Source organism: Actinoplanes italicus (genome assembly GCF_003001815.1).
GTDB classification, from domain to species: domain Bacteria; phylum Actinomycetota; class Actinomycetes; order Mycobacteriales; family Micromonosporaceae; genus Actinoplanes; species Actinoplanes italicus.
In genome coordinates this window covers 79755-97505 of the sequence record NZ_PVMZ01000031.1, presented here as the reverse complement: position 1 = coordinate 97505, position 17751 = coordinate 79755, and the positions used below count along the sequence as shown (strand labels likewise).

At 69.3% G+C, this 17751-nt stretch carries 16 protein-coding genes; 9 read left to right on the top strand and 7 right to left on the bottom strand.

Annotation, left to right across the window (positions count from 1 at the left end; translation table 11 throughout):
• The coding region (locus CLV67_RS45595) for an MBL fold metallo-hydrolase (RefSeq protein WP_146169562.1) at positions 1-587 on the bottom strand (587 nt) is incomplete at its 3' end.
• 164 nt (positions 588-751) lie between these two features.
• On the opposite strand from CLV67_RS45595, the gene CLV67_RS45590 reads away from it, so the two are divergent.
• Positions 752-1498, top strand: coding sequence for an SDR family NAD(P)-dependent oxidoreductase (locus tag CLV67_RS45590; RefSeq protein WP_106330225.1), 747 nt, complete (start codon positions 752-754; stop codon positions 1496-1498).
• Between the two features lie 3 nt (positions 1499-1501).
• Here CLV67_RS45590 and CLV67_RS45585 read toward each other — a convergent pair whose 3' ends face one another.
• Positions 1502-2449, bottom strand: coding sequence for a hypothetical protein (locus CLV67_RS45585; RefSeq protein WP_106330224.1), 948 nt, complete (start codon positions 2447-2449; stop codon positions 1502-1504).
• Positions 2446-3432, bottom strand: a complete 987-nt coding sequence (locus CLV67_RS45580) for a hypothetical protein (protein ID WP_239166691.1) — start codon at positions 3430-3432, stop codon at positions 2446-2448. Before CLV67_RS45580 ends, CLV67_RS45585 begins: the two co-directional genes overlap by 4 nt.
• A gap of 162 nt (positions 3433-3594) precedes the next feature.
• Between CLV67_RS45580 and murD the strand changes: the two genes are divergently transcribed.
• The 4 genes from murD (at position 3595) to CLV67_RS45560 (ending at position 8703) form a co-directional block, all read left to right on the top strand.
• A complete protein-coding gene (gene murD / locus CLV67_RS45575) occupies positions 3595-4965 on the top strand; it encodes a UDP-N-acetylmuramoyl-L-alanine--D-glutamate ligase (RefSeq protein WP_106330223.1) in 1371 nt (456 codons plus the stop codon).
• Between the two features lie 19 nt (positions 4966-4984).
• On the top strand, positions 4985-5743 hold the full coding sequence (locus CLV67_RS45570; RefSeq protein WP_106330222.1) for a protein phosphatase 2C domain-containing protein: 759 nt from the start codon (positions 4985-4987) through the stop codon (positions 5741-5743).
• Positions 5744-5933: 190 nt separating this feature from the next.
• Complete coding sequence (locus CLV67_RS45565) at positions 5934-7328, top strand: non-reducing end alpha-L-arabinofuranosidase family hydrolase (protein ID WP_106330221.1); 1395 nt, start codon at positions 5934-5936, stop codon at positions 7326-7328.
• Positions 7329-7350: 22 nt separating this feature from the next.
• Entirely contained in the window at positions 7351-8703 is a 1353-nt protein-coding gene (locus CLV67_RS45560) for an endo-1,4-beta-xylanase (RefSeq protein WP_106330220.1), read from the top strand.
• Positions 8704-8881: 178 nt separating this feature from the next.
• Here CLV67_RS45560 and CLV67_RS45555 read toward each other — a convergent pair whose 3' ends face one another.
• Positions 8882-9397 (bottom strand): helix-turn-helix domain-containing protein, encoded by a 516-nt coding sequence (locus tag CLV67_RS45555; protein WP_106330219.1) that lies wholly within the window; start codon positions 9395-9397, stop codon positions 8882-8884.
• Between the two features lie 405 nt (positions 9398-9802).
• On the opposite strand from CLV67_RS45555, the gene CLV67_RS45550 reads away from it, so the two are divergent.
• From CLV67_RS45550 to CLV67_RS45535, 4 genes are all read left to right on the top strand, one after another.
• Complete coding sequence (locus CLV67_RS45550) at positions 9803-10831, top strand: hypothetical protein (protein WP_106330218.1); 1029 nt, start codon at positions 9803-9805, stop codon at positions 10829-10831.
• Between the two features lie 59 nt (positions 10832-10890).
• The gene (locus CLV67_RS45545; RefSeq protein ID WP_146169561.1) at positions 10891-11934 is read left to right on the top strand and encodes a hypothetical protein; all 1044 of its coding nucleotides are present in this window, start codon (positions 10891-10893) and stop codon (positions 11932-11934) included.
• Between the two features lie 110 nt (positions 11935-12044).
• Positions 12045-13307 (top strand): hypothetical protein, encoded by a 1263-nt coding sequence (locus tag CLV67_RS45540; protein WP_106330216.1) that lies wholly within the window; start codon positions 12045-12047, stop codon positions 13305-13307.
• Between the two features lie 2 nt (positions 13308-13309).
• Positions 13310-13906, top strand: a complete 597-nt coding sequence (locus CLV67_RS45535) for a hypothetical protein (RefSeq protein WP_146169560.1) — start codon at positions 13310-13312, stop codon at positions 13904-13906.
• A gap of 28 nt (positions 13907-13934) precedes the next feature.
• On the opposite strand, the gene CLV67_RS45530 is transcribed toward CLV67_RS45535, so the two are convergent.
• From CLV67_RS45530 to CLV67_RS45520, 3 genes are read right to left on the bottom strand one after another with little or no spacing between them, the layout of a single operon-like run.
• Positions 13935-14681 (bottom strand): enoyl-CoA hydratase family protein, encoded by a 747-nt coding sequence (locus CLV67_RS45530; RefSeq protein WP_106330214.1) that lies wholly within the window; start codon positions 14679-14681, stop codon positions 13935-13937.
• A complete protein-coding gene (locus tag CLV67_RS45525; protein WP_106330230.1) occupies positions 14681-15832 on the bottom strand; it encodes an acyl-CoA dehydrogenase family protein in 1152 nt (383 codons plus the stop codon). Before CLV67_RS45525 ends, CLV67_RS45530 begins: the two co-directional genes overlap by 1 nt.
• On the bottom strand, positions 15832-17751 hold the full coding sequence (locus tag CLV67_RS45520; RefSeq protein ID WP_106330213.1) for an acetyl/propionyl/methylcrotonyl-CoA carboxylase subunit alpha: 1920 nt from the start codon (positions 17749-17751) through the stop codon (positions 15832-15834). The genes CLV67_RS45525 and CLV67_RS45520 overlap by 1 nt, the downstream gene beginning before the upstream one ends.

Here is a 17751-nt window from a genome sequence, read left to right as displayed (position 1 = left end):
TTCTGCTTGCCGAACGCGGTCTTCGCGGACTCGGGCAGCTCGTAGACCATCGGATACCAGATGGCGCCGGAGAACTGCAGCATGTGCGCGTGCACATGGCCCAGCTCGGTGAACCTGGTCAGGTCGGTCGGGCGGGCGTCGTTCTGATTGAGCAGGCGGATGCCGTCGTGTTCGATCCAGAGCGACGAGTCGCCGATCGGGCCGTCGGTCGGGCTGATCAGCGCCTGGATCATGACCTTCAGGCCGCCGTCGAGTTCGTGCACCTCGTCCGACTTCGTCCGCAGGAAGCTGGTGAAGCCCAGGTCGCGCAGCTCGTCCTCGAGCTGGCTGGTCGGGTACTCCGGCAGGAGCACCGTGGCCTTCTTGCTGATGAAGCGCTTGAGGTGCTCCGCGTCGAAGTGGTCGCGGTGCAGGTGTGACACGTACAGGTAGTCGACGTCGCCGAGTGTCTCCCAGTCCAGCAGGGAGTTGTCCGGGAAGGGGAACCACGACGCGAAGAACGCCGGATTGACCCACGGGTCGCACAGAATGCTGCCGGCGGCGGTGTCGATCCGCATGCTCGCGTGTCCCGTGCCCGTGATCCGCACCGTCTTGCTCCCTTGACCCGTGAATACGACCTTGACCATGAACGACCTTGACCCTGAACGACCTTGACCCATGAATACGGCCGCGTCGAAGGTAGAACCCGGTCGGGAGACCCTGGAAGGGACTTTCGACCCGGTTCTGAGGGCCACTGGCAAGGGGAGCGGGAATGACGAATGACGGCCGGTTGGCATTGGTGACCGGCGCCGCCGGGGACATCGGGCGGAGCCTGTGCCACAAACTCGTGGCGCGCGGGTTCCGCGTCGTCGGGTGGGACATCGTGCCCGCTGTGGACGGTGTGCCCGTCGCCGGGTGGCAGACCGTCGACCTCTCGGGTGACACGGTTCCCACGCGGGCCGCGGGGGCTCTGGCCGGGCTGGGGCCGCTCACCGCGGTCTTCCACGTCGTCGGCGGTTCGGACACCGCCGAATTGGGCGTGGAGGATCTCACGAAGGTCCCGCTCGACGCGTTCCGCCGTACGATCGGATTGAATTTGATCTCGGCTTTTGCGGTCATTCAGGCGACGATCGACGAGGTACGCCGGGCCGGCGGTGACCGGTCATACACGCTGGTCTCGTCGACGAACGCGCTGGGCGGCTATCGTGCGCCGGGATACTCGGCGGCGAAGGCGGGCCTGCACGGGATGGTGCGCGCGCTGGCCGGTCCCCTCGGCGTGGACGGTATCCGGATCAACGCCGTCGCGCTCGGCACGACGCGGACCGCCAACTTCGTGCGCCTCGCTGAGGAACTCGGCCGGCAGGCGGACTTCGGCCGTATCGGCGCGAAGATCCCGCGCGGCCGGGTCCTCAGCCCGGACGAGGCCGCCGACTCCCTGATCTCGATCGGAGTCGACAATCCGGCGGTGTCCGGCACGGTCCTCGTCGCGGACGCGGCGCAGAGCCTCACCCGGCCCTGATCCCTACATCGCGGCCTGCTCACCGTCCAGTGCGGAATGCAGCGCCTGCATGGAGCGGACAGCGGAGCGGACCTCCTGCAGCACCTGAAAAGTCTCCGGAGTCTTGACCCACGGGTTCGACCTCGTGTCGAAGCCGACCGTGTCGACATGGCATCGGTATTGCAGCGTCAGGAGCCGGACGGCATCGCAGTGCTGGAAAGGCACGAAGATGTCCGTCGTCACGAGCAGCAGTCGCGCCCCTTCGGGTCGGGGCTCCACCAGCTCGGCCCAGCCGATGAACGTGTCTCCCGTGTTGGCTCGCATGCCGGGACGGGTCGAGGGCGCTGCCAGCACGTGCACGGGGGGTCGCGTGTCCTCGTACGACCGGATCCACCACGGCTGGCCCGTGTCGCTGACGCCCGACCTGCGGCTGGGAGGTTGTCCGAGTCTCAGGGCCCGTCGCAGCCCCACCTCGACGGCGTCGCCCTCGGTGGGGCTCTCGGGCAGGCCGAGCTCCTGTGCGACCTGAGCCGGATTGTCGAGCGGCCGGACACTGCCCAGGCCGGCGATGGTCGTCGTGCTGACACCCTGACGTGCGAGATCCGCGGCGAGGTCGGCGCGTGCCAGCATCGTCCGCACACCGCCGCCGAGGACGAGGATGTGGTCGTAGTCGTCGGCGGGTGGCGGGCGATGGCCCAGGAGTCCGAGGGCCGTCGCGGCCGCCTCGATGCGCGCCGTTCGCTCGGGTGAGAAGGTCTCGCCCGTCGCCTGATGCCGTTCGAGACCCTTCCGGTAGTCCCAGCACCGGGCGGAGACCGCCTCCAGTGCGGCAAGGCGATCGCCGAGTGATCCTGTGGGCAGCGGCTCGTGCCGGAATTCGGCGAGCAGGGCCGCCATCGCCTCCGAGTCGATCCACGCCGCTATTCCGTCGAGGTCGCTCGGAAGTGCCACGGGCGCGAACGTGGCCGTCATGCCGTCTTCGCCGGATCGGTGAGCGCGTTGTGGAGGCGCAGCATGGACAGGATCCCGCTGCGGATCTCCTGCAGATACCGGTCCGGGTTCGTCGCGCCGGGTGCGAGCGGCACCGTGACGCGGGCCGGATCGAAGCCGATGGTGTCCAGTCCGCATCCGTATCGCATGCCGAGCATCCGGATGGCGTCGCTGTGCTGGAACGGGACGTAGATCGGCGAGGTGACCACCAGGATGCGGTCGGTGGTCTGCAGCTGAACGCGGTTCGCCCAGAACTCGTACGTGTCCGGGGTGTTGGCGCGGCGGGTGTCGGGCTCGCTCGACGGCGCGGCGAGCACATGGATCTCCGGAACCGCTCCACCGCTGTACGTGCGCACCTCCCAGGAGCTGTGCGTGACGTCGCCGTCGGAGATCGCCCGGTCCGCCGGCTCGTCCAGTCCGAAGGCGATGCGCACCCCGGCGTCCATGGCGTCGACCTCGTACGTCGCGCCGGCCAGCTCCGGCAGCGCGGTCTCCGCCGCGTTGAGCGGCCGGAAGCTGCCCAGTGCGGCCAGCTCGGGCGCCGTCGCGGCCCCGGACTTCACGATGTCCGCGGCGTACCGGGTCCGCTGCAGGCAGGCACGGCCCAGACCGCCGAGGACGAGGATGTGATCGTACGAGGAGTGCGCCGGCTGAGCGGCGTCCACCAGCCGCAGTGCCCTCGCCGCGGCGAGGATCAGATCGGCGGTCGCCTCGTCGAATTCCGGCGCCGTGACCTGATCGCGTTCGACGCCGCCCCGGCGGCGGAAGTCCCAGTGCTCCCCGGAGAAGTCGTCGAGCCAGAGCAGCACGTCCTCGACCTGAGTGTCGGGCAGGCTGCCGCCGTACGCGGAGACCAGCTCCCGTATCGGCTCGGACGTCACCCAATCGCGGATCTGGTCGTCGGTCTTGTCCGGCTGGAAGCCGGGCTCGCAGACGGGCAGGTCGACGGGCGCGAACGTCACCATATCTCTCCTTCGAGGGTCGCCGCGCCACGAATACTATGGCAGGCGCGGTCCCCTGAGGACATTCACTCTCCGGGCGCCGTTGAGGATTGCCGACGGGCAGACGGTGCCCCGCGGGTAAGGTGTCACCGGAAATGACACGACCGGCGGTATCAGGAGCGCGCTGTGCATCTGCAAGATCTTCGAGGCCGGCGCGTCGCTGTCTGGGGTACCGGCCGGGAGGCCATCGCCGCTGCTGAGGCCATCGCCCCGCACGAACCGAGCGAGATGATCGCCGTCCAGGACAAGGCGACCTTCCTGGCTACCGACTGGTCCGGTCATCTCGCCGAGATCGCGCCGCTGTATGTCGGTGAGGACGCGCAACGCCGGCTCCAGTCGATCGACGTGATCGTCCGCTCGCCCATCATCGGTCAGGTCCATCCGCGGATCGTCGAGCACCGCGCGCGTGGCGGCATCGTCACGGGCGGCACCGCGCTCTGGATGGCCGACCACGCGTCCCGCACGGTCGGGGTCACGGGCAGCAAGGGGAAGAGCACGACCGCGACGCTCGTCAGCCAGCTCCTCGAGGCCGCGGGACGGCCCAACACGCTCGGTGGCAACATCGGCGTCGCCGCGCTCGCCCTGCCCGAGTCGGAACGGTACGTGCTCGAGCTGAGCGTCTACCAGTGCGCCGACCTCGACGACTCACCCCGGATCGTGGCCCTCACCTCGCTGTTCCCCGAGCACCTGGACTGGTCCGGCAGCGAGAGCGGGTATTACCGCGACAAGCTCAACGTGGCGATGCACGGGGCCGAGGCCGTCGTCTACAACGCGCAGGATCAGCGCCTGTTCGCCGAACTGCAGGCTCAGCGATCCGAACTGCCCCTCGTCGCGGCGAATCATCCGGACTCCTTCCACGTCGCCGAGCGCGCCGACGGCGAACGCTGGGTCTTCCTCGCCGGGGAGCCGCTGTTCCCGCGGAACCTGTTCAGGCCCGTCGGCCGGCACAACGAAGCCAACCTGTGCGTGGCGCTCGCCACGGTGCAGAGCGAGGGCGTCGACGTACTGGCCCATCGCACGGTAATCGCCGAGGCGGTCGCCGCCTACGAAGCGCTCGAGCAGCGGCTCACCGTACTGCCGGATCCATCCGGTGTGACTTTCGTGGACGACTCGTTGTCGACGATCCCTCAGTCGGCCATCTACGCGATCGAGGCGTACGCGGATCGTCCGTTGACCGTGATTCTCGGCGGTGAGAATCGGGGCGTCGACTACAGCCCGTTGCGTGCCTTCTTCGAGGAGAGCAAGGTCTCCGCCACGCTCGTCGGCATCCCGGACAGCGGCGAACTGATCCTGGACCTGCTGAAAGACCTGCCGGGCGTACGGACGATCCTGGCGGACGACCTCGTTCAGGCCGTGCACCTGAGCCGGGAGCACACACCGGCGGGCGGTGTCGTGCTGCTGTCGCCGGCCGCTCCGAGTTACGGGCGTTTCGACAACTGGCAGCATCGGTCACGGGTGTTCCGCGAGGCGATCGAGGCGACGGCGATCGGTGACTGAAGGTGGTGGGCGCGTCACCATGGACGTCACCTTCGCCACGGAAGCCACTCCTGGCCGCCCGAACGAAGACCATCTGATCGCCACGGCGTCGTTCGTCATCGTCATCGACGGCGTCACGGTGCCCGCCGGCGTCCGTACCGGCTGTGTGCACGATGTGCCCTGGCTCGTGCGTAACCTGACGGATCTGCTGGTCGCGGGCTTGTCGGACGACGAGCATGCGACTCTGCGCGCTGTCACGGCCGACGCCATCCGGGGTCTCCGCCGACGCCATGAGGCAACGTGCGACCTGAGCAACCCGGACAGCCCCTCGGCCACACTGGCGATGCTTCGCCTGCGTGGGGGAGACCTCGACTACCTCGTGCTGTGCGACTCCTCGGTCGTCCTGGAGCGGCACGACGGGTACGAGGTCGTCACCGATGATCGCACCGCTCGGCTCCCCGCGTACGACATCGCATCGGTCGCCAGGCTGCGCAACGCCCCCGGTGGGTTCTGGGTCGCCTCGACGGATCCGCGGGCGGCCGACGAGGCGCTGGCCGGAACCGTGCCCGTGGGTCAGGTTCGTCGTGCCGTGGTGCTGAGCGACGGGGCGGCACGGTACGTCGAGCGATTCGGGCACACCTGGGCGGACCTGTTCGGACTCGCTGAGCGCGACGGCCCGCGAGCCGTTCTCAAGGGCGTACGGGAGGCCGAGTCCGCCGTCGCCTCCGGTCAGCGAATTCGCGGCAAGCAGTTCGATGACGCCACTCTCGCGCTGTGTATTTTCGAGGCCTCGGCGTAACACTTTTCGTTCATCGCAATTGCGGGGCGAAAAGTGTTACGCGAAGGGCAATCGGTGAGTCGTCACTGCCTCTGAGCTGCGCTTGAATGACTGGGAGCGCTCCCGTAGCATGCGGGAAACGGCCGTTTTAAACGTACGTAACGATCGATCCCCCGCGATCTCCGGCCGTTATCCCCGTCAGGAGAAAAGCATGCGCAAATTCAGAGCCGCCGCTATCAGCGGTGTCCTGCTCGCCGGCTCGGCAGCTGCCGCGGTGACGCTGCCCGCCGCCGCTGCCGCCGGATGCTCGGTGAACTACGCGGTCTCGTCGGAGTGGGGAGGTGGTTTCGGCGCCGCCGTGACCATCACCAACCTCGGCGACGCGATCAATGGGTGGACGCTCACCTGGTCCTACGGCGCCGGTCAGCAGGTGACCCAGGCCTGGAACGCGACAGTCACCCAGTCCGGCGCCGCGGTGACGGCCCGCAACGTCAGCTACAACGCGGCGATCGCCACCAGCGGCAGCGTCTCGTTCGGGTTCAACGGCTCGCAGACCGGCAGCAACCCGGTGCCGGCCGGGTTCACCCTCAACGGCGTGGCCTGCACCGGCGGCACCACACCCTCGTCGCCGTCCGCACCACCGTCGTCGCCGTCCACGCCGCCGTCGTCCTCACCCCCGCCGCCGACGTCGTGCACGCTGCCGTCGTCCTACCGCTGGTCGTCGACCGGCCCGCTGGCGCAGCCCAAGTCCGGCTGGGCTTCTCTCAAGGACTTCACCATCGCCCCCTACCAGGGCAAGCAACTGGTGTACGCCACCACCCACAGCAGCAGCGCCACCGGCGGCTGGGGTTCGATGAACTTCGGTCTCGTCGACAACCTCAACCAGCTCGGCTCGGCCAGCCAGAACACCATGAGCCAGAGCACCGTCGCGCCGTCGCTGTTCTACTTCGCGCCGAAGAACATCTGGATCCTCGCTCACCAGTGGGGTCCGACGTCGTTCTCGTACCGCACGTCGACCAACCCGGCCAACGCCAACGGCTGGTCGGCCGCGCAGACGCTGTCGACCGCGAAGATCACCGACTCCAGCACCGGCGTGATCGACCAGACGATCATCGGCGATGACCAGAACATGTACCTGTTCTTCGCCGGTGACAACGGCAGGATCTACCGCCAGATCATGCCGATCGGGAACTTCCCGGGCAGCTTCGGCTCCAGCTACACCACGATCATGAGCGACACCTCGGAGAACATCTTCGAGGGGCCGCAGGTCTACAAGGTGCAGGGCCGCAACCAGTACCTGATGATCATCGAGGCCAGGACCAGCTCCTGGGAGCGCTACTTCCGCTCCTTCACGGCGACCAGCCTGAGCGGCACCTGGACGCCGAACGCGACGACCTACAACAACCCGTTCGCGGGCAAGGCCAACAGCGGCGCCACCTGGACCAACGACATCAGCCACGGCGAACTCCTCCGTACGAGCGCGGACCAGACGAACACGATCGACCCCTGCAATCTGCAACTGCTCTACCAGGGACGTTCCCCCAGCTCCGGCGGTGACTACGGTCTGCTGCCCTACCGTCCCGGCCTGCTCACCCTCCTCCGATAACCCCGGAAAGGTTCCGTTCGCCATGCGCATCCCCAGAAACGGGCGCTTCGCCCTGCTCTCCGGAGCCCTCGCCACCGTCCTCGTCGCCGCCGGCGTCGCGGTGACCGGCTCCGCCGAGGCGGCCACCACACTCGGTGCCTCGGCCGCACAGACCGGCCGCTACTTCGGCGTCGCCACCAGTGCGTTCCGGCTCTCCGACACGAACTACATGACGATCCTCAACCGCGAGTTCAACTCGATCGTCGCCGAGAACGACATGAAGTGGGACGCCACCGAACCGCAGCAGGGCCGCTTCAACTACACCAACGGCGACCGGCTGGTCAGCCACGCCCAGAGCCGGGGGATGAAGGTACGCGGTCACGCCCTGCTCTGGCACGCCCAGCAGCCCTCCTGGGCGCAGGGCATGTCCGGAAGCGCCCTGCGCAACGCCGCGATCAACCACGTCACCCAGGTCGCCACCCACTTCCGCGGGAAGATCCATTCCTGGGACGTGGTGAACGAGGCGTTCGCCGACGGTGGCAGCGGCGGCCGCCGCGACTCCAACCTGCAGCGCACCGGCAACGACTGGATCGAGGCCGCGTTCCGCGCCGCACGGGCCGCCGATCCCGGCGCCAAGCTCTGCTACAACGACTACAACACCGACGGCATCAACGCGAAGTCCACCGGCATCTACAACATGGTCCGTGACTTCAAGTCCCGCGGCGTGCCGATCGACTGCGTCGGCCTGCAGTCACACCTGGGCACCACACTGGACTCCACCTACCAGCAGAACATCCAGCGCTTCGCCGACCTCGGCGTCGACGTCCAGATCACCGAGCTCGACGTCCAGCAGGGCGGCAACCAGGCGAACATCTACGCCTCGGTGACCCGCGCCTGCATGGCCGTGGCCCGCTGCACCGGCATCACCGTCTGGGGTCTCCGGGACCCGGAATCCTGGCGTACCGGCGCGAACCCGCTGCTGTTCGACGGGAACGGCAACAAGAAGGCCGCCTACACCTCGGTCCTCAACGCCCTCAACGCCGGCGGCCCGACGACCCCCGGCTCACCCTCGGTCTCACCTTCCGCCTCCTCGCAGCCGCCCGCTCCCGGCGGATGCAGCGCCCAGGTGACGCTGAACTCGTGGAACGGCGGCTACACCGCCACCATCCGGGTGACCGCAGGTTCCGGCGCGCTCAACGGCTGGAGCGTCGGCGTGACCGTGCCGTCCGGCGGCGCGGTGACCAGCGCCTGGAACGCCACGAACACCGGCACCAGCGGCCAGGTGACGTTCCGCAACGTCAGCTACAACGGCCAGGTCCCGGCCGGTGGCTGGACCGAGTTCGGCTTCCAGGGCACCGGTACCGGACCCACCGCCACCCCCTCCTGCACCGCATGAGGAGATCGATGGTCCTGACCGCCCTGCCCGCGAGCGCGTCCACCGCGTAGCCCGTCTCGGGCAACCGTCACACCGTCACCAACGTCAGCTGGAACGGCACGGCCGCCCCGGCGAGGAGCGGCTCACATCGCGGTTCCGGAGAAGGCCGGCCTTCTCCGGAACCGCCTTCGTGTTCCTCCTACGGACTTCCCGGGCCGGCGCCATGCTCGGCGACCTGCGGGCCGACGGGCACCGCGGCGGCCGGGCCGACCAGGGAGTAGCCGGAGGCCGCCAGCCAGATGATCATCATCGAGAGAGCGAGCACCGCCCCGGCTGCCATCGCCAGCAGCCCGAAGGCGACGGTGTGGCGCCGCCGGCTCGAGGTCCGGGCCGACGGGGCGGGTGCCGGTTCCGGATGCGGTACGACGTCCTCCCGGCGCTGCTCCTCGCCGATCTGCGCAGCGGGCCCGCCGGCTGTCTCGGCGTGCCACAGGTGGTGAAGCTCCAGCAGTTCCGTGCTCGTGGCGTCGCAGGCCCGGGCGATCCGGGTGAGTGTGGCGAAGTCCGTGGGGACGGCGGTGCCGGAGCAGTAGCGGTGCAGTGCCGAGCGGCTGAGGAAAGTCCTCTCGGCGAGGGTGCTGTAGCTGAGCCCAGAGCGGATCTTCCATCCCTGCAACAGCCGCGCGATGGTTTCCGGGCCTGTCAGTTGGTGCATCTACGTTCCGTTCATGATCGAGGGAGGCGACCCTGCCTCCTGCTTTCCGAGACCCGCGTCTATCCATGGGCGCCGTGGCCGTAGGTGGTCATCGATGCGGCGAGTGGGGCCCTCGGCCCGTCCCGTCCCGCATCCCAACTGGTCGGAAAGTTAACTGGTCAGCGCCATCCTAGCGTCCCGACCGGCTTTTGGATCTTGTGCTCATCAATGTCACACAGGCACCCTGTTGCGCGAGTGACCGCAGCGCCGGCACCGAGGGTTCATCGCCGCGGGCGTTCACTCGGGCCGATCTCGAGATCCGGCCTGCCATTACCAACGGTGGACACCGGCCCGCCCCTTCCGCGGCGGGCTGTCCACCAGAACGGGGAGAAAGTGCGGAACGTACCAACAAAGAGATCGATCACCGTGACAGGTGTTCTGATCGCGCTCGCCGCCTCGGTGGCAGTCGCTTCGCCGGCTGCCGCGGCTGAGGGGACAGTCGTCCAGGGCAAGGTGGACCGTTACGACCGGTCCGCCCTGCGCCCGGCCGAGACGGCAACCGGAGACCTCCGGCAGCGGATGTCCGCCGCCAGGACCGCCTTCGTGCAGGACAACGCCCGGCGGGGCAGCAACGTCGACACCCGGGCCGTGGAGACGTTCACCGACCCGTCCGCACGGGTGATCGTCGCCGCGGGCAACGGCGAGGTCGTCGACGGCATCGACATCGGCACGGCCGACGGCTACCTCGCCGGTGTGGGCATCCGCTCCCACGAGGGGAACACCACCACCACGACGGCCGCGGCCCCTCCGGTGATCGGATTCGCCGGCGAGCCGGACCCGACCGGCTACCAGCGTGCCGCTTCGGGTTCGCACGTCGTCACGGTCGGCGACGATCCCGACCTGGCGATCCCCGGCGGCAGTCTCGTCAACCACGTGAAGAGCTGGTACTGGAAGTACTCCCTTGCCGAGAGCAAGGAGAGCGACGTCTTCACCGCGTCGGAGCGGTCCGGTTCCGACTTCTGGGTGTACGCGCGCCGGGGCGACGCCGACGGGCGCACGTCGGATCTGCAGGGAGCCGCCCTCGTCGACCTGACCATCCGGTCGCGTCCGTGGGGCGGCACGTCCGGCAACTTCAAGCAGCTGCAGTCCCGGGTGCCGTTCGGCGCCGCGCCCAACTGCGTGTCCGGCGGCAACCTCGAGATCTCGTTCGGTGTGTACAAGGTCGTCATGCCGCAGAGCTCCTGCCAGACCGTCAAGGGTGCCACCAACGTCTCGTCGTACGAGTTCGGTGCGGACTGGGACGGCTCGACCTTCAACCTGACGACGATCGAGGCGATGGCCGCGTACAAGGTCAAGGAGGGCTACACCCCCTCCTTCGCCGACTACATCTGGGCGTCGTTCAACATCGGGCCGATGGGCCGCAAGGACGTCAAGTGGACCGACACCGGCTGGTGAGCGGGAATTCCTCCGACAGGTTCGACACTCCTTCTCGTGCAGGACAGGATGGGACTTCCGTGACCAGGACCACCTTGAAGAAGTCAGTGGCCGTGGCGTTCGCCACCGTGTTCGCCGTGTCCGGCGTCGCCGTTACGGGAACTCCGGCGCTCGCCTCGGACCAGAGGCCCGCCGAGGGCACGGTGACCCGGCACGACCGCAGCACCCTGCGGCCGGTCAGCCAGGCCGGCAGCGCCGTTCGCCGGCAGATGACGGCGACCCGTGACGCGTTCGTGCAGAACAACGCGCGACGCGGCGCGCTCCTGGACGCCAGCCAGGTCGCGCTGCTCACCGACCCGGCCGCCCGGGTCATCGTCGCCTCCACCGACGTGGAGGCGATCGACGGTATCGACATCGGCACCGTCGACGGGCGGGTCGCCGGTGTCGGGCTGCGGACCCACGAGTCCGGAGCGGCCGCATCCGGGGCCTCGGTACCTGTCATCGGGTTCGCCGCCGGACCCTCGGCTGTCGGCTTCAAGCAGGACAAGTCGGGTAACCACCTCGTCAAGAGCGCCGACGACAGCGACATCTCCTCGAACTTCCTGCAGAGCTGGTGGTGGAAGTTCACCCTCGAGGAGAGCCGTGAGTCGACGTACCTGACCGCCGCCGAGCGGTCCGGTTCGGACTTCTGGATCTACGCTCGCCGCGGGGAGGCCCAGGCGAAGGCGTCGGGTCACTACCTGGTCGATCTGACGATCCGGTCACGGCCCTGGGGCGGCACGCGCGGCAACTTCAAGGAGATGGTCGACAACGCGCCGAGCGGGACGTCGACGTCGTGCTCGGACAACGGTGCCATCGGGGTCGGGTTCGCGCAGGCCGGCGTCACCATTCCCCGGACCACCTGCTCGTCGATCTCCGGGCTGGGCACCGTCGGTGACTCCGCCTACGAGTTCGGGGCCGACTGGGGTGGCGACACCCGCAACCAGATCGGCATCGAGGCCCTCGGCAGCTTCAAGGTCAAGGAGGGCTACGTTCCCAGCTTCGCCGACTACATCTGGGCGACTTTCGATCCGGGCGTCTTCAGCAGCAACAAGGACGTCCGGTGGAACGACACCGGCTGGTGATCTGACCCCCACGTAACCGTACGCCGCGGACGGGAGCTGGATTCCGTCCGCGGCGTACTCCTCACTGACCAGAAAGCGTTTGAGTGAACAGTTCACCGAGGGGCCGGAGGGTGGCTCTGGCGGTCGCGGCGCTGCTCGCCGTCACCGGGTGCACCACCTCCGAGCCCCCCACCGACCGGAGGCCCAGTCCGGGCGCCGCGGGCACGGCCGACCGGAAACCGTGCCAGGACACCATCGCGGAGAACTGCCGGGAGATCACGGTGGCCGGGCGGATCCACCGCTACTACCTGGCCGCCCCGGAGAAGGGGTCGTCCGACGCGGGTCTGCTCATCGACGTCGGCGGTCCGGGAATGAGCCTGTCCGGCGTCCTCCCGGTCGACTATCCCACCAGCTTCCGCGCGGAGCTCGGCGCGACGACCGCCGGGAAGAACCTGCTGCTGATCGAGGAGCCCTGGGTCACCGGAACCTTCGACCCGTCCTGTACCGCCTCCTCGGGTGAGTTCTACGCGGCCGCCCGCAGCGACTGGCGTGCCCTGGGATCCGCCGCCGCACCGCGGATGCAGTGCCCGTGGGGGCAGGGGACGTACGGATGGACCCGTGATACGTACCGAGAGGTCCTGTCGGCGATCATGGCCAAGGAGGGCCTGAAGACCCTCGACATGGCCGCGATCTCGTTCGGCGCGGTCCGGTACTCCTACATCGACGACATGGTCGGCAACGTGACTCTCGTACGGCCCGCGGCCGCGCCGGGCACATCGAACGCGACGATCCTGCAGGCCCGTACCGAGCAGCTGTGGAAGGCGCTGGCCGGCAGATGCTCGGGGTGCACCACCACCGATGTCCGGCGTAACGTCGATCTTGTCCTGCGGCGATACGCGGGCACCTCGACCGAACTGGCCGGCCGCAGCGTCCCGGTCACCGATTTCGACGTCGCCAGTGCTTTCGTCGCCGCCGCGATCAGCACCGCGGCCGAGCCCTCCCTGCACTGGCGGGCGGGTTCCGGTGACGTCGATCAGAAGGCCGCCGCCCAGCTGTCGGACGCACTGTGGATGCGGATCGGGGAACAGGACGTGAGCCCGGCGCTCGTGGCCTACGCCGACGAGTACTGCCAGGCGTACGCCGGTGCGGTCGTCCCGGACGGGACCGATCCGATCAGTGGCATCCTGACCGCACCCAGCCTCTGCAGCGGCCGGACGGCATCCGGGCATCGCCCGGTACGCCCGGTCGACTGCCTGGTGATCGGTGTGAACGACACGTCCGCGCCGGGCGCGCTGGCGAAGACCTGGACCGTCGACGCGGACGGGATCACGGTGCTCGCCGAGGGACGCAGACACTGGTTCACGGACGTCGACAGATGCGCGAAAGGTAGATGACCTTGCTGAGCAGAGGCACACGAACGGTACTGGCCGTTCTCGTCGCGTTCGCCGCCGGGACACAGCTGGCGGCATGCCAGTCGTCCACGGAGGCGCAGCAGCCCGACACCCGCGCCGTGGACACCTCCCTCCCGGACGGCAAGCTGCTGGAGAGCGTGCTGGCGATCGAGGCGGCACGGGCCACCGGCGCCCGTGACTACTCGTACGTCCCCAAGACGCAACCGGCCGGCCTCACGGAGATGACGCCCGGGCTGCAGACCGGCGTCGTCGCCGACAGCTACACCTTCGGGGACCCGAGCGTGTGGGCCGTCGTCGAGTTCTCCGCCGAGCCGACCGACACCTGCGCCGGCATCCGCCGCGGCGACGACCCGGGGCGGTGCGTCCGGCAGGGCACGATCGCGGCCGCCCGGCCCGGAACGGCATTCGAGAACGTCACGGTGTACTTCACCGGTTCCGGTGGCGCTGGTCCGGGTGCCGGCGAGCCGTCTCCGGTCGCTGCCGCCGAGAGGTTCTGGTCCAGCGTCGAGTTCGTTCCGATCGAGCAGGCCGCCTGGTTCTCCGAACTGCTGTCACGAGCACGGTCCGCTCCGAAGATCTGACACGACCGGGCGTCGCGGGTCCGGGCGGCTAGGCGGGCTTCTTGCGGGACAGGAACGCCTGCATCGCCCGCTGGGCCTCCGGACTCGCGAACAGCGCCGCCGACCGCTGCGCCGCCTCCTCGCCGTCGCGGTCGATGCGGGCGATCAGATCGGCGGTGAGCAGCCGCTTGGTCTCGGCCAGTCCCTGCGGACTGCCCTCGACCAGGTCGGCGAGGGCCGAGGTGACGGCGGTTGCCAGCTCGTCATCCGGCACCGCGCGCGTGACCAGGCCGATCGCGGCGGCCTCGGCGGCGGAGAACGTACGGCCGGAAAGGAAGATGTCCGCCGCCGCCCGGGGCGCCAGGCGCGCCAGCAGGCTCAGCGAGATCGCGGAGGGTGCGAGCCCGAGCCGCACCTCGGTGAGCGCGAACGTCACCGACTCCGCCGCGATCACCATGTCGGCCGTGCCGACGATACCGAGCCCACCGGCGCGGACCGGGCCTGCCAGTTCGACGACGACCGGCTTGGGCAGGGTGGCGATCCGACGCTGGAGAGCGACGATCGCGCGCGGCCCCTCGGGGGAGAGGCCCTGTTGCGCCTCGCTGAGATCGGCACCCGAGCAGAACACCCGGCCACTGGACCGTAGGAGCACCACGCGTACCGAAGGGTCCTGCGAGGCGGCGGCCAGGTGATCGCCGAGCTCGGTCAGCAACTGCCTGCTCAGCGCGTTGCGGTTGTGCGGGCTGTCCAGCGTGATCGTGGCGATGCCGGCGTCGGCGGCCAGGTGGACGAGCATCAGTACGACCGGGGAAGCTTGAGGGAGAACTGCGCGATGAAGTTCAGTGCCATCTCGCGGCTGACCGGTGCGATCCGCGACAGCCGTACGTTGGCGAGGGCCTGAACCAGCCCGTACTCGACCGCCAGCCCGTTGCCGCCGTGGGTCTGGATCGCCTGGTCGACCGCCTTGCACGCGACCTCACCGGCGGCGTACTTTGCCATGTTCGCCGCCTCCCCGGCCGCGAGCAGGTCGCCCGCCGCGTCGAGGGCCGCGGCCTTCTGCGTCAGCAGCCGGGCGGCCTCGATCTCGACGTGGATCTGCGCGAGCGGATGCGCTATCGCCTGGTGCGTGCCGATCGGCGCACCCCAGACCTCCCGCTGCTTCGCGTATTCGACGGCCTTGCGCAGCGCCCACCGTGCGGTGCCGGTGGCCTGCGACGCCGCCATGATCCGTTCCGGGTTGAGCCCGGCGAACAGCTGGTCGAGGCCGGCGTCCTCCCGGCCCACCAGTGCGTCGGCGGGGAGCCGGACGTCGTCGAAGAACAGGGTGAACTGCTTCTCCGGCGAGACGAGCCCGGTCTCGATCGGCTGGTGGACGAAGGCGTCGGTCGGCACCATGAACAGCGCCGGTTTGAGCTTGCCGGTCCGCGCGTCCTCGGTACGCGCGACGACGAGCACGTGACCGGCCTCGTCCACTCCGCTGATGTACGTCTTGCGCCCGCTCAGCACCCAGTCGCCACCGTCCCGGCGGGCCCGCGTGACGATCTGGTGCGAGTTCGAGCCGGCATCCGGTTCGGTGATGCCGAAGGCGTACCGCGACTCACCACTGGCCAGCCCCGGCAGCCAGCGCTGTTTCTGCTCGTCGGTACCGGAGCGGGCGATGATCGTGCCGACGATGGCCGGTGACACGACCAGCAGCAGCAAGGGGCACCCGGCGGTCGCCAGCTCCTCCACGACGGCGGCCAGGTCACCGATGTCGCCGCCGCCACCGCCGTACTCCTCGGGAATCGAGACTCCCAGGTAACCGGCCTTGGCGGCCTCGTCCCAGAGCTCGGTCGTCTTGGCTCCCCGGGCCGCGGCCCCGTAGAAGTACGACTCGCCGTACTTGCTCCCGAGCTGGTGGACCGCCGCCCGCAGGTCGCGCCGCTCCTCGGACTCGACGAAGTTGATCACGACTTCTCCTCGATGACGGCGAGCACGGCGCCCGCGACGACCTGCCGGCCCACACTCGCGGTGAGCTCGGTGACGGTTCCGTCCGTCGGCGCGGTGACGGTGTGCTGCATCTTCATGGCTTCCAGTACGACGATCGGATCGCCCTTGCTCACCACGGCGCCCACCTCGACGGCCACCGCCGTGATCGCCGCGGGCATCGGCGCCAGCAGCGAGCCCTGAGCGACCGCCTCGGCCGGGTCGACGAAGGTCGGGACCAGCTCGAAACCGGCGGATCCGTGCGGCCCGTCGACGTCCACCGAGTCCCCGGCGACGGTCACCCGGTACGTCTCCCGGATCGGGCCGTCGCTCAGAACGACCCGGTCATCCCGCGCGTCGACGACGCTGACGCCGTCGACGAAGTCCGACACCAGCCGGCGGCCGATCGACGAATAGGTCACGGCGTACGTCTCCGAGCCCCGCCGGTAGACACGCTGGCGGGGCTGCGCGGCGGCGTTGCGCCATGCTGCGGGGATCCGGCCGAGCACCGGCGCGGCCGCGGCGGTCCGGGTGGCCTGCCCGATGGCGGCGGCGAGCGCGGCCTTGGCGAGCGTCCGCGGATCGGGACCGGCGGTCCACAGGTCGAGGCGTTCGTCGAGCAGGGTGGTGTGCATCCGCCCGGCGACGAATTCGTCGTCGGTGATCACGGCTCGGAGCAGGTCGAGGTTGGTGGTGACGCCGTGCAGCCGTGCCCGGCGCAGAGTGTCGTCGAGCATGCGGATCGCGGCGTCACGATCGGCGGCGTAGGCGATGACCTTGGCGAGCATGGCGTCGTAGTGGACGCCCACCTCACTGCCGGCCTCGACGGCGGAGTCCACCCGTACGCCCGGATGCCCTGGAATGTCGAAAGCACGGACGCGACCGGTCTGTGGCGCGAACCCGGCGGCCGGATCCTCGGCGTAGAGCCGCACCTCGATCGCGTGACCCGAGATCGCGGGCGCCGAGCCGGTCAGGGGCTTGCCCTCGGCGACGGCCACCTGAAGGGCGACCAGGTCGAGGCCGGTGACGCATTCGGTGACCGGGTGCTCGACCTGAAGACGGGTGTTCATCTCGAGGAAGAAGATCCGCTCCCGATCGACGAGGAACTCGACCGTTCCCGCTCCGCGGTACCCCACCGCCTCGGCGGCCTTTCGGGCGAAGGCATGCAATGCGGTACGGGTCTCCATCGCCAGATGTGGCGCGGGCGCCTCCTCGACCACCTTCTGATGGCGACGCTGGATGGAGCAGTCCCGGTCACCCAGCACCCAGACGGTGCCGTGCATGTCGGCGAGAACCTGCACCTCGACGTGCCGTGCCGTCGGCAGGTACGGCTCGGCGAAGACGGTCCCGTCCCCGAACGCCGAGGCCGCCTCCGCCTCGGCGTCCGCGACCTGCCCGGCGAGCCGGTCGAGTGAATCCACGATCCGCATGCCCCGGCCGCCGCCACCCGCCGACGCCTTGACCAGCAGCGGCAGGTCCGACGCCGTGACCGTCGCGAGGTCGGCCGCAAGGACCGGCACCCCGGCAGCCGCCATGATCCGCTTGGCGCCGATCTTGCTGCCCATCGACTCGATGGACTCAGGGCTCGGGCCGATCCAGGTGAGACCGGCCCGCTCGACCGCCCGGGCGAAGCCGGCATTCTCGGAGAGGAACCCGTACCCGGGGTGGACGGCGTCGGCGCCCGCCGCGAGTGCCGCCTCGATGATCAGGTCACCGCGCAGGTAGGTGTCGGCGGGAGCGTTGCCCGGCAGCCGGATCGCCTGATCGGCCTCGGTGACGAACGGGGCCGCGGCGTCGGCGTCGGAGTGGACGGCGACGGTCGCGATACCGAGCTCGCGGCAGGTGCGGAACACCCGGCGCGCGATCTCCCCACGGTTGGCGACCACGATTCTGCGGATCAC

Bases quoted from the DNA above. Each gene is read 5' to 3' on its own strand.
- CLV67_RS45590 (WP_106330225.1), top strand. From the start codon at position 752: ATGACGAATGACGGCCGGTTGGCATTGGTGACCGGCGCCGCCGGGGAC.
- CLV67_RS45585 (WP_106330224.1), bottom strand. From the start codon at position 2,449: ATGACGGCCACGTTCGCGCCCGTGGCACTTCCGAGCGACCTCGACGGA.
- CLV67_RS45580 (WP_239166691.1), bottom strand. From the start codon at position 3,432: ATGGTGACGTTCGCGCCCGTCGACCTGCCCGTCTGCGAGCCCGGCTTC.
- CLV67_RS45570 (WP_106330222.1), top strand. From the start codon at position 4,985: ATGGACGTCACCTTCGCCACGGAAGCCACTCCTGGCCGCCCGAACGAA.
- CLV67_RS45565 (WP_106330221.1), top strand. From the start codon at position 5,934: ATGCGCAAATTCAGAGCCGCCGCTATCAGCGGTGTCCTGCTCGCCGGC.
- CLV67_RS45560 (WP_106330220.1), top strand. From the start codon at position 7,351: ATGCGCATCCCCAGAAACGGGCGCTTCGCCCTGCTCTCCGGAGCCCTC.
- CLV67_RS45555 (WP_106330219.1), bottom strand. From the start codon at position 9,397: ATGCACCAACTGACAGGCCCGGAAACCATCGCGCGGCTGTTGCAGGGA.
- CLV67_RS45530 (WP_106330214.1), bottom strand. From the start codon at position 14,681: ATGCTCGTCCACCTGGCCGCCGACGCCGGCATCGCCACGATCACGCTG.